Origin of the sequence: Arthrobacter ulcerisalmonis (genome assembly GCF_900609065.1) — a bacterium.
In the GTDB taxonomy this organism is placed as follows: Bacteria; Actinomycetota; Actinomycetes; order Actinomycetales; family Micrococcaceae; genus Arthrobacter; species Arthrobacter ulcerisalmonis.
In genome coordinates, this window is the sequence record NZ_UXAU01000009.1 from 282,370 (window position 1) to 294,892 (window position 12,523).

Consider the following 12,523-nt stretch of genomic DNA (forward strand, 5'->3'; position numbering starts at 1 on the left):
AAGGCCGCGGCTTTCTCACACCTCTCACGAGGCCAGAAGTCCGCCTTCGACGGCGAGCAGATGCCCATTGACGTAGCCTGCGTCCTTCGAAGCCAGGAAAGACACCGCGGCCGCGATGTCCTCGGCATCGCCTAGCCGCCCCAATGGGTTGGACTTACGGCGCAGCTCGTAACCATCCTCATCAACCACCGACCTGGCACCCTCCGTTGGAACGGCGCCCGGGATAATTCCGTTGACCCTCACCCCTTGCCTGCCCAGTTCCCCTGACGCCTGTCTCGTAAACGACGACACTGCCCCTTTAACCGCTGAATACACGGCGCTGCCCGGGACTCCACGGACTGAGGCCGGCGAGGACATATTGATAACAGTCCCGGTACCATCTTTGGGCATGTGAGGGAACGCGGCCTGCGTGGTCCAAATCAGTGCCTTGAAGCCAACATCGACCATCCTGTCGACTGAATCCTCCGTGATCTCAAGAATCGGGTCATAACGGATCCACATGGCGTTGTTGACCAACACATCGATCCGGCCCAGTCCGTCAGCGATCTCATTAAATATTCCGCGGACAGCATCCCGGTCGGTAACGTCCAATGCGACAGCCGCTGCGCTGCCCCCGCTCGCCACGATCGCCTCAGCGACGCTCTGGGCGTTGGCATGGTCAAGGTCGGCGACGATAACATACAGGCCGTCCTGCGCCAGCCTGGCGCAGATTGCCGCGCCGATCCCGCGCCCGCCGCCCGTAACGACTGCGACCCTCTTCTGTGTCTTCTGTTCCTGCACAGCGTCTCCTTTGACGATCGATAAGTTGAGAACAGCATACTGCTTATAGCTATCCGACAGCTACAGAGGAACTATAGACATAGCAAAAATTCGTTATGTAAGCTGTCTGAAAGCACAACTCAAGGGCCGACGCTGCCATGTCCTCTTGGGATGCCCACAACAAGAGAGCAGGGAAGCCAGATGACACAGAGCCTTTCGGAACTGCCGTGGATCGCCGCGGACACCACCGATCTCGATGAGCTACAGCAGGCACGCGAGCAGAATTGGGTGGCCCAGAGCAGCCGCGGCCTTGAGGTCCTGACCTACGAACAGGGCTTCGAGGTACTGGAACACCCCGAGCTCGAGAAGGGTCCTTCCTTTCGCCGGCGACTGGACGACGTGGGCATAGTGGATGGTGAGATCCGCGATCTGTGGAACCTGATGCTCGTTAACAACGAAGGCGAATACCGCAAAAAGCTCCGGGTACCCCTCGCGAGCCTTTTCCGGCCCGCCCAAGTTGCGAAGCTCCGGGTGCACGTGCGGACGGTAGTTAATGAAATCCTCGACGAGATTGGCGACACTGGATCGGTCGATCTCATGCAAGAACTGTGCTGGCGGGTTCCACCGATGATGTACTGCCACCTGGTGTCGGCGCCCGTTGAGCTGGCACCGACCGTCGCGAGGCTCTCGGACAGCATTCTTGCTCCGATCCTGACAGCCGACCCAACCCGCCGCCAGGAGTCGGTGGACGCGTTCCTGGAGGGGTGGGAGTTCGTCCGTGACCACATCGAGGCGCGCCGGCAGAATATCGGCGATGACTTTACTTCCGTAATGATCAAACAACAGATTGAGGGTTTGCTGACGGAGGATCAGCTCATGGCAGAAGGCATGAGTATCCTTCAGGCCAGCGTGGACAACACCGTCCATCAGATGGGGAACACCTTCGGGACGCTTCTGCAGGAGCCCTCGCGATGGCAGCAGCTGCTGGACAACCCGGACGCCTCCACACCCATCATCGAAGAAGTGATCAGGTTGCGTCCTCGCTTTGGCACGATCTTTAGGTACGCGCCTCATGAGATCACCGTGGATGATCAGGTCATCCCAGCCGACTCCTTTGTGTATGTCTCCGTGCGTTCGGCCCAACGCGATGCCCGGGTGTTCAGCGATCCCAACACATACAACATCGACCGGCCGGCCAAACGCCCGCTCATGTTCGGCGCTGGCCCGTACAACTGTTTAGGACAGAATCTGGCCCGGATGGAAATTGAGGAAGCGCTGAAGGCCGTCGCCGAGCGCTTCCCCAAGATTCGCCTCACTGAAGAGTGGACGTGCCACGACACCAATGCCGTTACCGAGACGGCGAATCTGAAGGTCAGCCTGGTCTGACTCTGAAACCCCTAGCCCGGCTCCCGGGAGCAGAACTGTGAACCTCCCGGAGGCCGGGCACGCCAACTTGCCTGGCCGAGAAGAAAGACCTTGGCGCTGTACTGAAGTCTTCCTTCTAGGCCAGCGGCATTTTCTTGTTCCTTCCGGTCCCGTCTCTGTTCGTGCAGGCCGGAGGAAAACACTCGGCCAGGATTTCCTCGGGCGGCCCTTTTAGCGGCTGGCCCAACTTTGAGTCAGCTGAGTGACCTTCGAGTGGCTTTATCCGTGATGGTCAGGAACAGTCAGCTGTTTGGAGGCCAAGTATGACCACCTAAAGGCGGCTTTTCTTTTTAGCCTGGAGAGACGGTTTGGACCATCATTGACATCTGTTCCGAATGCGCTATTGCTCAGCCGAAAGAACCCGGCCAAGGTGTGCGGCCCACAAGGGCAGAAACCTTTTGCAGGGGACTGAGAGTTCCTAGGTGCACGGGTGAGGGTCGTGGACAGCGCCCGCCACAGTTCACCCTGCAGCTGTTACCCCATCCCAAGCCTTCCCCCTCAGGGGTGGGTTCTGGCAGTAAAGCGCCGGCATGGACGTTACAAATCGTTGGTTCCGAAGTATGCGTCCTTGACCACCGTTGAGGATTCCAACTCGCCTTTGGTCCCTACGAATGCGACCCGCCCGCGTTCAATGACGCACCCTCGAGTAAGGAGGGGGAACGCCTCGATAGCGTTCTGCTCCACCAGGATCATGGTCAGGTTCCCCTGCTGGTGGAGTTCAGCCAGCAAGTCGAAGATGCGCTGGACTACGACAGGGGCGAGCCCGAGTGAGGGTTCGTCAAGAAGCAACAGGCGCGGTTCGGACATGAGGGCCCGGCCGAAAGCCACCATCTGTTGCTGTCCGCCGCTCATACTGCCGGTGGGCTGGTTCAGGCGGGTTGCCAGTTCGGGGAACGTCTCCAATATCCGTGCAAGGTTACGTTGCTGCCAGGAATCGCCGCGTTTGTAGGCCCCCATTAGCAGGCTGTCCAGCACCGTGAGGCTCGAGAACATACGCCGGCCCTCCGGAACGACCGCAATTCCCAGACCCGTACGCGCGTGAGCGGGTTCGGTAAGCAGGTCCTTGCCCAGATAGGTGATCCGTCCGGTCACCGTCGGCGGATGTAAGCCGGCTATTGCCCGGATGATGGTGGATTTTCCGGCGCCGTTGGCCCCGAGAATCCCGAAGAAGTCACCCTCTTCAATGTTGAACGTGACCTCATCGAGAACGGAGCTGTCTCCGTATGAGGCGGAAAGATTTTCAATTTTGAGCATTTTCAGTTCCGATCTGTATTCGCGCGCCCCAGCCAGGCAGCGGCCACGTCGTCCCGGCTCAGGACATCTGAGGGCTGGCCCTCGGCGATGAGCTGTCCGTGGTGAAGAACGACCAGCCGGTCGCACAGGCTGCGTACGACGTGGAGTACATGTTCCACGAGCATTACAGACACGCCTTGGCCCGGAAGATCCCTAATGGACTCAATCAGGGCATTTGTCTCATCGATTGTGAGCCCGTTCATCATCTCATCAAGCAGGAGCAGCTTGGGCTGGGAGGCCAGTGCGCGGGCTATTTCGACGCGTTTGCGTCCCGCCAAGGCCAGAGTTGATACCGAAGCGTTGCGCTCGTCCGAGAAGCCGCTGAGATCCAGCGCGTCCTTCGCTATCCGGCGGGCCTGCGCAGGAGATCTCTCATGGGCGCTGGCTGCGACCATGACATTCTCTTCGGCCGTCATCGAACTGAACAACCGTACTTTCTGAAAGGTCCGGGCGACGCCCAGGCGGGACATCTCATGAGCCCGCCGGCCGCCGACTGGATGCCCGTTGAGCCGGATCGTTCCTTGCTTTAACGGAACGGCTCCGGCGATCGCGCCGAACATTGTGCTTTTGCCCGCACCGTTAGGTCCGACCAGGCCGACGATGTCCCCTTCGTCTACAGAAAAGGACACATCATTGACGGCAAGAACGCCGCCGAACGCCACCGTGGCGCCCTGTACATCAAGAAGCCTCTTTGAGGGCATTTGCCCGCGGACCCGAGATTCGTTCACGACCGGCTCCCTACAGGATCATCATTTTTGTTAGCTGTGATTTCTTCAGGTGAAGTTGGGGGTCGGTTACCCCGGGGCGGACGAATCAGCTGCCAGATCCAAAAGCCCAGACGTTTGAACAGGTGGATGAGCCCTCGCGGTTCAATCAGCATTACAGCCACGACGATGGCCGCGTAGACCATCCCCGAAAGGCCGGCAGGACCGGATGCAAAAGTGGAGGATAAGATCTGCTGCACCGGAATCAGCACTGCTGCGCCGATCACGGGCCCAAGAACAGTACCTCGGCCGCCTGTCAGCGCGACCAGTCCTATCATGAAGGCGGTACCCGCCCCGAACGCTGTCAAAGGGTCGATGAAACGAAGGTACTGGAGCATCAGGCTCCCGGCGACGCTCGTGATCGCGGCGCTGATCATCAGACCGAAGAGCCTCGTCCGGGTCACGTTGACCCCGGCAGCCCGAGCGGCGTCAGGATCGTCTCGGGAAGCCCGCAGAAACAGTCCCAGCCGGCTCCGGGCGACCAAGCTGACCACCAGGGTTGCCGCCGCCAGAAAAACGACCAAAACAAAAAACAGGGTTAGCCGGGAATCAAACTGGAACATACCAGGGGAATTCCTCAGGAACGGTATCGAAATGCCCTGGTCTCCTCCGGTGAACTCACGGTTGTGTGTGGTCAGATCGGCGAACAGTAACGCCAACACAAAGGTGGCGAGGGTGAAATAGACACCTTTGAGACGCAGGGCGGGAAAGGTCAGAATTGCGCCGGCAGCTGCGGCCACGGCCGCCCCGACAATCATGCCCACCCACGGGCTGATGCCGAAGTGAACGTTCAGCATCGCGGTGCTGTATGCCCCGATTCCGAAGAAAACGGAATGGCCGAAGGAGAGGAGACCACCATAGCCGCCGATGACATTCCACCCCTGACCGGCGACCGCCCAAATTATCGCAGCGATCGCCACTACCAGAACGTACTCCTGTTGTATCAGCCAGTACGGAAGGGAGATACCAACCACAAGTACGCCCAGTGAGGGAAGTGCGGTCTTCCCTGCAGTTTGAAGAAAACTCATACCACCACACGCTTTCCGAAGAGCCCATTGGGCCGCAGTAGCAGCACAACAAGGAAGAGGATCCAGATTGCCTGGTTCTGGACGTCCAACGCGATGTACGTGCCGGTAGCCTGTTGAACAATGCCAACGCCGATACCGGCAATGAAGGCACCCTTGATGCTTCCAAGACCGCCCAACACGATGACGACAAAGGCCAGGGCTAGATAGTTGAACCCGCTGGTGGGGTTTATGGTCTGATAGGTGGCCAGAAGCCCGCCGGCCAGCCCCGCCAGGCCAATACCAATTCCCATGCTGACGGACAAGGATCGCGCTCGATTCACTCCCACCATCACGGCAGCCTCGCCGTCGTCCACGATTGCCCGAAGTCCTCGCCCGAATTCAGTCTTATTCACGACAAAAGAAAGTATGCCGAAGGACGCAAGCGCCACCAGAAACGCTACGGACTGCGCTTTGGACACAGAGACGTTGAAAACGGACCACGTCCCGTCCAGCAGCGTGGATATGCTCCGGTCCGTTGACGTGAAGAGGGCCAGCAGGACGGACTGGATGAAGATACCGACAGCGGCTGTGATGACGATCTGCGGTAGGTGGGCCTCATCCTCGGTCGCCGCATTGGTATGTGAGCGACGCAGCAGCAGGGTATAGACGAGAACCCCTAGCAGGCCCACGACAAGAGAGACTACGGGTATCAACAAGAGCCCCCACGACCCGAGCGCGGTAATGGAAACCAACGACAGGAACATTCCTATAGTGATGAAGTCGGCGTGCGCGAAGTTGGCGATCTTCGAGATTCCGAAACTCAGCGACAGGCCGCTGCTGATCACGCCGTAAAGCCCGCCGACGAGTATTCCCGACACCAGAACCTGGATAAGGGTTTGCATAGATTATCTTCTTCCTTCAATGCAAGAACAGCTGCGACGGGCAGCTGTTCCCGGGACGTCCTAACCGAGCGAGAGCTTCGAGGAAGCGTACTTTTCAGGCCATACCGTCTTCGGAAGCCTGTCCTGCCATTGAGTCAGAAGCGGCACAGCGTGAGGATTCGTCCCATCCTTGCTGAAGGAAACCTGGCCGCCGGGCATCGCTGCAGCGGGTCCTTTGGCGACATTCAAAGAGCGAAGTGCTTCGGTGATCTTCTCTGGATCACACGACTTTGATGTCTCCAGCGCCTCGGCGACGAGGTGAACGTTGACCCACGACTCGCCTGCCTCCATGGGCATGAACGCTTCCGAGTAGGTTTCCCGATACGACTTCGTCGCCGCCTCAACCCCGTCAAGAGGCAGGTCGTCGTTCCAGGCTGTCACCGCGATGAGACCGTTGACAGTATCACCGAGGTTTTTCGCGAAACTCGGAGCGACGAAGGCCCCGCCGAAGCCCATGATGGGGGCTGTGACGCCTCTTTCGCGGAGGCCCTTCACGATCAGTACGGCATCCGCCGGGCTGCCACTGGTCAAAATCAGGTCAGGGTTCTGTGCCGCGACCCGATTCACGATCGGGGAGGCGTCGGAAAGGCCGGCCTGATAGAAGTCAGGCTCCCCAGCCGCTGCTCCTGCGTCGGCGAAAGCCTTGACGGCAGCCGTAATCTGTCCGACGTTGGCTGTGTCATTTGGCCCCACGCCGACAACCTTTGTGAATTTAACGCCGATGGAGTTTGCGGCTGCGGTAAGGTAGGCGCTGCTGGCACCGCCCATCTGCGATGACTTGGGCGGCGGTTGGAAGTAGTACTGGTAGTCCCTCGCTGAAAGCTGATCGGACCACGACTGGGTGACCAGCGGGACACGGGCTCCTTCTGCCACCGTTGAAGCGGAATTCGTTTGTGGGCTGCCCCACGAGCCCACCAGCGCGATCGCGCCCCCATCGATGAGCTTGGTCGCAGCGCTGCTGGCTTGGGCAGGGTCAGCGCTGCCGGTGTCGCCCTTCGCCAGCTTGATCTTGGTCCCTCCCAAAGCCTTGATGCCGCCGGCATCGTTGATTTCCTTTGCTGCGATGTCCATGCCTTGGTAGGCGTTGTTTCCGAACTCAGTGAATGGACCTGAGAAAGGATAAGGCGCTCCGATGGTTACGCTGTCCCCACACGACGCAGCGGCGTCTGCGGAGGTAGTTCCACTTTGTGAGGCAAGACCTCCGCAGCCGCTCAAAACTAAGGCGCTCGCGCCGGCCACCGCAGCGGTCCGGGTTGCGCGTGACAGCCTGGAAGGCATCGACGTCATTGGGATTCCTCTCGAAGGTAAGGGCGTTAACTGAATTGTGACCTCGGGCCATCCCGCGTCCGTCAATGCTTGCGCCCTCGCAAGTTTGTTTTCGAAGCGTAAGCCAAGACCGGCTGTCATACAATAGCCTTGCTTACAACAGACAAAATAATTCCTTGTGGACCTCCGGAACCCGGCGACGTCTCATAGGCCAGCAACCAGACGAAGAGTAGGAAATTTGGCAACCATGGCTAAAGCGAAGACTCTCCCGCCCCGGCTAGACGCCATTCATCTGAACGGGCTAGAGGATGGTGATCCGGGGTCCCTCGGAGCCCATGAGCGCAGCGACGGCGAACGGTTCATCGACGCCGATCTCACCGCTCTCGACTTGACCGGCAGCCTCTTCAGTGGATGCGAATTCCTCAGTTGCACAGCGCACGCGACGGATTTCCGGACCGCCTCGTTCATCGAGACACGGTTCCATCGACTCAACGCTCCCGTCCTGCAGGCCCCACGGGCCCGCTTCCGGGACGTCATCGTGGAGAACTCAAGAATCGGTTCCGGCGAGCTTTACGAAGCCCGGCTCGAATCGGTCCACTTCATCAACTGCAAAATCGGATACGTCAACCTCCGAGCAGCGAAACTTACCGATGTCCTCTTTACCAACTGCGATATCGATGAGCTCGACCTGGCAGCGGCCGAAGCCAGTCGTGTCGCCTTCTCCCATTCCAAAACCCGATCCCTGACGCTCGGCCGAGCCTCCCTGACTCACGTTGACCTGAGGGATCTGGAAATCGGCGAACTCGCCGGCCTGGACGGACTCCGAGGCGCGACGCTCAGCCCCCTCCAGTCCATCGAACTGGCCCCCGCCATGGCTGCGGAGCTGGGGCTGAAGATCGAGCCGTGACCCGGTTTACCTTCCCTCTATAGTTTCCGGTGGCTTCGACGACAGCCCGGGTGTCGCCAGCCAGTTGCCGCAGACGGTACTCAAGAGGCCCTTGGGGCCTCCTCTCGTGCGCCTCGGATGTCGCTGCACTGGCTGCTTTAACACCCTTGACGGCGTAGCTGCCTGACAATATGCTGGCTAGCTAGTTGCCGCTTTATCGAAGATGGTTATGAATCAGTTACCGCGAGTGGCTGTCTGGAGAAGCCGGCATTTCAGCATTTTCAACCGCCCGTGGCACGGGCCGCCATTCCGGTCTGAGCCGGGGCACACAGACGTTGATTGACAAAGGAGTCACCCATGAATAACGCAATGACAATCCGCCCCACTCTCACCGAGGAGGTACTCGGAGAATTCGTCGCTCTTCTCGGACCGGACGGAGTGATCACCGAACCTTCAGCCGTTGACGAATACAAAGACCCCTACTACATTCCTGACGATGACACATTTACGGCGTCCGCTGTTGTAGTACCGGACAATACCGAACAAGTCCAAGGCATCCTGCGGATTGCCACCCAGTACGGCATCCCCGTATGGCCACATTCCCAAGGCCGTAACTATGGTTATGGCGGTCCGTCACCGCGCGTCAGAGGATCGATCCAGATCAGCTTCCGAAAGATGAACCGAGTCCTTGAAATCAACGAGGAACTTGCCTACGCAGTGGTAGAGCCGGGCGTCCGCTGGTTTGATCTATATGACGCCATCGAGGCCGGGGGATACGCTCTCCAGGTTTCAGTACCCGACTTAGGATGGGGGAGCGTTATTGGAAACTCCCTCGACAATGGCATGACCTACATGCCATACGGTGCAGACTTCCAGATACTCAATGGGTTGGAGGTCGTCCTTGCCGACGGGACACTGCTCCGCACCGGGATGGGAGCCATTCCGGAGAACAAAGCATGGCACCTTTACAAGCGGGGATTGGGACCAGCCCTTGACCCCTTGTTTACCCAGTCCAACCTCGGGATCGTAGTGCGAGCCGGTGTCTGGCTAAAGCGCAAGCCCGAAGGCTACAGTTCGCTGTTCCTGACACTTAAGACTGACAAGGATTTGGAAGCCGGGATCGACGCGATTCGTGAATTGCGCTTGGAAGGCATCCTTGAGGGTGTTCCAAGTATGTATACGACCCTGAGTGCCGCGCCGCAGTTGATGGACACCGACATTCAAGGTCCTGCACTTCTGAGCGAGGAGCAAATACAGGCAATTGCCGACGAAACCGGAGTCGGCCGGTGGGGTACACGTGCAGCGTTGTGGGGACCGCGGAAGATTGTTGAATACAAACTCGAGCGGATCAAAGAGGTCTGGGGGGCCATCCCGAGGGCGAAAGTCAATCATTCTCCGATTTACAGCCCGGAACAGTACAAGGATTTTACCAATTCAGCCGAGCAGATCCAGGCCGGCATTCCCACACTTCAGCTGATCGAAGCTACCCCGCCGAACATGGGACACATCGGTTTCTCTCCTATCGTCCCTATGGTCGGCACGGAAGTCCGGTACGTCGTCGACCAGATGCGTAAGCGTATCGAAGAGGCCGGACTGAATTTCCTCGGCGGAGTGATGTCGTTCAATGAACGATCCTGCTGCATCGTAGGAGGAATCCCCTTCGATGTGACAAACAAGGAGGAAGCCGAGCGCGCGTTCGGCGCCGTTCGCCGTCTGGTCAAGGAAATCGGTGAGTTGGGTTACGGGGAATACAGGGCCCACATCGACTACATGGACGAAGCCCAGGCAATCTACTCCTTCAACGACAACGCCTACCGACGGTTCGTGGAAAAGATCAAGAATGCCGTCGACCCCAATGGCATCATCATGCCAGGACGCCACGGGATCTGGCCGAGCAGCCACTACGCACAACCCGAGGACCAAGGTGGAGCGCGCACACCCTCGCCCAACTGACCTCGCGCATGACCGCAGAGTTACTGCGGCGCGGACTCCTCAAATGCCTTACCGCATTTGAGGGGCCAAGAGCCCGCTGTGGCGACGGAAAATCCGATACATCTATGGCCGCTCACCGACGCTATCGGGTCGGCACCTCTCCACCACACTCGAAGGAGCATAATGCGTGAACTTGCCAACCAATGCGCGCTAATTACAGGAGCCGGATCGGGAATGGGCCGGGTGGCCGCGCAGGCACTGGCCGCGGAAGGAGCCACCGTGGCGGTGCTCGACATTTCCGATGTCGGCGGCCGTGAGACGGTACAACTGATCGAATCAGCAGGAGGATCGGCCACGTTCTACCGCTTGGACGTGGCCGATCCTGACGCCGTCGCTGAGGTCATCCCTCGGGTTGCCCGGGACCTTGGCGGCCTGCACGTCGTTGTCAATAACGCAGGCGTCGAGGGAGCGCACGTCAAGCTTGCAGATATCCCGGTGGATGACTACCAACGCGTCATGAACATCGACCTTGCTGGCGTCTTCTACTGTTTGAAAGCCGAAATTCCGCTGATGCTTGAACATGGTGGCAGCATCATCAACACGGCTTCTGCATCAGGACTCATCGGCGGCTACAACCTCGCAGCTTACACAGCGGCCAAGCACGGCGTCATAGGTCTGACCAAGGCGGCCGCCATGGACTATGGCACCACCGATCTTCGGATCAATGCGCTCTGCCCGGGTCTGATTGACACGCCTTTCCTAGCTGAGCTCTCAGAGAACCAGTTGGCACACCTACTATCGGGCACGCCAATGGGCCGCGTGGGCGAACCCTCCGAGATAGCCGATGCAATCGTGTGGCTGGCCTCGAAGCGCTCTTCATTCGTCCTCGGACATGCCCTATGCGTAGACGGTGGAGCCACACTGGGGGGTAACACCACAAACCTGGCAAACATGGATTGAAGGACACTTAAACTTTCGGTGTTCCTCGTCGCTGAGTCTCGGAGTTCTAACTGCAACTCCGCGCCTTGAACGCGCGAAGCGACCCCGGTCGCGTGCCGCGAAAAACCCCGTTCGGGCGTTATCCAGCAGCATGAGATAGCAGTCTGGTTTCCTTGGTCAATGTCGGGAAACGCTTTCGACTCTCTTCAGTGGCGGCCTAAACAAGACCGCAACCAACTTGCTGCAACTGGATGACACCTCAGGCCGGGCAACTTGAGGACCTCTGCTCCGGCCACGAAGGGCCCTTTCCATCCTCACAGGTTGACGTCGGCAACCCAATGCATGCATGCGAAGGACCCGACGCCACTTCATTACCGACCCAAATCAGGGAAGAACACATCATGGCAACGAATGTCGATATCGAAACCCTCACGGCCGAAGTGCTGCAAAGCTTCTCGAAGACGACGGATCAGCGACTAAAGCAGATCCTCGAAAGCCTGGTGACGCACCTTCATGACTTCGTGCAGGACATCGCTCCCTCCATCGAAGAGTGGGAGCAAGCAATCGACTTCCTGACCAGGACCGGTATGGCATGCACCGACGTAAGACAAGAATTCATCCTCCTCTCAGATGTCCTTGGAGTGTCCATGTTCGTCGAGACGATCAACGGCCATGACACTCCCGAAGCCACCGACTCAACGGTTCTGGGGCCTTTCCACATGGTCGAATCGCCCGTCCGGGCACTCGGCGACGATGTCTCGCCCGAAAGCGAAGGGCCCCGGTGCGTTGTCAGCGGGCGTATCGTCTCGGTTGACGGAACCCCTATCGGGAATGCAGTAATCGACATCTGGCAGGCCAACGCGAACGGCTTCTACGACGTTCAACAGCCTGGAGTCCAGAGCGTCGGAAACGGCCGCGCTCTGCTCCGACCTGAACCGGATGGTCACTTCAACTTTCGCACCGTAATCCCCACCTACTACCCCATCCCTACCGACGGTCCGGTCGGGGAACTGCTCCACGCGACCCACAGGCACCCATACCGTCCCGCCCACATCCATTTCCTTGTCACCGCGCCGGGATACAAGGAGCTGACCACCCACATCTTCGTAGGCGGCAGCGAATACCTCGAATCCGATGCGGTCTTCGCGGTCAAAGACTCCTTAATTAAGGACTTCGCAGATAACTCGAACCTGGAAGACGCCGTACGGTTCGAGGTTCAAAGCCCGTTCCGGCACGGGCGTTTCGATATCGTCCTGCACCCAGAGTCCTAGGGGAATCTCGGTGCCCGCTTCCATTCTTTTTCGAGGCACC

General features: G+C 58.9%; 11 protein-coding genes. 5 read left to right on the forward strand and 6 right to left on the reverse strand.

Going from position 1 to position 12,523, the window contains the following annotated elements; translation table 11 throughout:
- Nucleotides 1-24: 24 nt before the first annotated feature.
- Nucleotides 25-780, reverse strand: coding sequence for an SDR family NAD(P)-dependent oxidoreductase (locus PSET11_RS01720; RefSeq protein ID WP_160118948.1), 756 nt, complete (start codon nt 778-780; stop codon nt 25-27).
- Between the two features lie 180 nt (nt 781-960).
- Here PSET11_RS01720 and PSET11_RS01725 point away from each other — a divergent pair, with 180 nt between their 5' ends.
- Nucleotides 961-2,145: a cytochrome P450 gene (locus tag PSET11_RS01725; protein ID WP_160118949.1), complete on the forward strand. Its 1,185-nt coding sequence runs from the start codon at nt 961-963 to the stop codon at nt 2,143-2,145.
- Nucleotides 2,146-2,721: 576 nt separating this feature from the next.
- Here the strand turns inward: PSET11_RS01725 and PSET11_RS01730 are convergent.
- The 5 genes from PSET11_RS01730 to PSET11_RS01750 are packed head-to-tail and all read right to left on the reverse strand — an operon-like array spanning nt 2,722 to nt 7,596.
- Nucleotides 2,722-3,438 (reverse strand): ABC transporter ATP-binding protein, encoded by a 717-nt coding sequence (locus tag PSET11_RS01730; protein ID WP_124090129.1) that lies wholly within the window; start codon nt 3,436-3,438, stop codon nt 2,722-2,724.
- Nucleotides 3,439-3,440: 2 nt separating this feature from the next.
- Complete coding sequence (locus PSET11_RS01735; protein WP_124090131.1) at nt 3,441-4,205, reverse strand: ABC transporter ATP-binding protein; 765 nt, start codon at nt 4,203-4,205, stop codon at nt 3,441-3,443.
- Entirely contained in the window at nt 4,202-5,269 is a 1,068-nt protein-coding gene (locus PSET11_RS01740; protein ID WP_124090133.1) for a branched-chain amino acid ABC transporter permease, read from the reverse strand. Before PSET11_RS01740 ends, PSET11_RS01735 begins: the two co-directional genes overlap by 4 nt.
- On the reverse strand, nt 5,266-6,150 hold the full coding sequence (locus tag PSET11_RS01745) for a branched-chain amino acid ABC transporter permease (protein WP_124090136.1): 885 nt from the start codon (nt 6,148-6,150) through the stop codon (nt 5,266-5,268). The genes PSET11_RS01740 and PSET11_RS01745 overlap by 4 nt, the downstream gene beginning before the upstream one ends.
- Nucleotides 6,151-6,210: 60 nt before the next feature.
- On the reverse strand, nt 6,211-7,596 hold the full coding sequence (locus PSET11_RS01750; protein ID WP_124090138.1) for an ABC transporter substrate-binding protein: 1,386 nt from the start codon (nt 7,594-7,596) through the stop codon (nt 6,211-6,213).
- Nucleotides 7,597-7,702: 106 nt separating this feature from the next.
- On the opposite strand from PSET11_RS01750, the gene PSET11_RS01755 reads away from it, so the two are divergent.
- The 4 genes from PSET11_RS01755 to PSET11_RS01770 all read left to right on the forward strand — a co-directional run bounded on the left by PSET11_RS01755 (nt 7,703) and on the right by PSET11_RS01770 (nt 12,483).
- Entirely contained in the window at nt 7,703-8,362 is a 660-nt protein-coding gene (locus PSET11_RS01755; protein WP_124090140.1) for a pentapeptide repeat-containing protein, read from the forward strand.
- A gap of 336 nt (nt 8,363-8,698) precedes the next feature.
- Nucleotides 8,699-10,294: an FAD-binding oxidoreductase gene (locus PSET11_RS01760; RefSeq protein ID WP_124090142.1), complete on the forward strand. Its 1,596-nt coding sequence runs from the start codon at nt 8,699-8,701 to the stop codon at nt 10,292-10,294.
- Between the two features lie 162 nt (nt 10,295-10,456).
- On the forward strand, nt 10,457-11,233 hold the full coding sequence (locus tag PSET11_RS01765) for an SDR family NAD(P)-dependent oxidoreductase (protein ID WP_124090144.1): 777 nt from the start codon (nt 10,457-10,459) through the stop codon (nt 11,231-11,233).
- 380 nt (nt 11,234-11,613) lie between these two features.
- Nucleotides 11,614-12,483, forward strand: a complete 870-nt coding sequence (locus tag PSET11_RS01770; protein ID WP_124090146.1) for a dioxygenase family protein — start codon at nt 11,614-11,616, stop codon at nt 12,481-12,483.
- The last annotated feature ends 40 nt before the right edge of the window (nt 12,484-12,523 follow it).

Coding starts and splice junctions, on each gene's coding strand:
- PSET11_RS01725 (WP_160118949.1), top strand. CDS start 961: ATGACACAGAGCCTTTCGGAACTGCCGTGGATCGCCGCGGACACCACC.
- PSET11_RS01730 (WP_124090129.1), bottom strand. CDS start 3,438: ATGCTCAAAATTGAAAATCTTTCCGCCTCATACGGAGACAGCTCCGTT.
- PSET11_RS01740 (WP_124090133.1), bottom strand. CDS start 5,269: ATGAGTTTTCTTCAAACTGCAGGGAAGACCGCACTTCCCTCACTGGGC.
- PSET11_RS01745 (WP_124090136.1), bottom strand. CDS start 6,150: ATGCAAACCCTTATCCAGGTTCTGGTGTCGGGAATACTCGTCGGCGGG.
- PSET11_RS01750 (WP_124090138.1), bottom strand. CDS start 7,596: ATGACAGCCGGTCTTGGCTTACGCTTCGAAAACAAACTTGCGAGGGCG.
- PSET11_RS01755 (WP_124090140.1), top strand. CDS start 7,703: ATGGCTAAAGCGAAGACTCTCCCGCCCCGGCTAGACGCCATTCATCTG.
- PSET11_RS01760 (WP_124090142.1), top strand. CDS start 8,699: ATGAATAACGCAATGACAATCCGCCCCACTCTCACCGAGGAGGTACTC.
- PSET11_RS01765 (WP_124090144.1), top strand. CDS start 10,457: ATGCGTGAACTTGCCAACCAATGCGCGCTAATTACAGGAGCCGGATCG.
- PSET11_RS01770 (WP_124090146.1), top strand. CDS start 11,614: ATGGCAACGAATGTCGATATCGAAACCCTCACGGCCGAAGTGCTGCAA.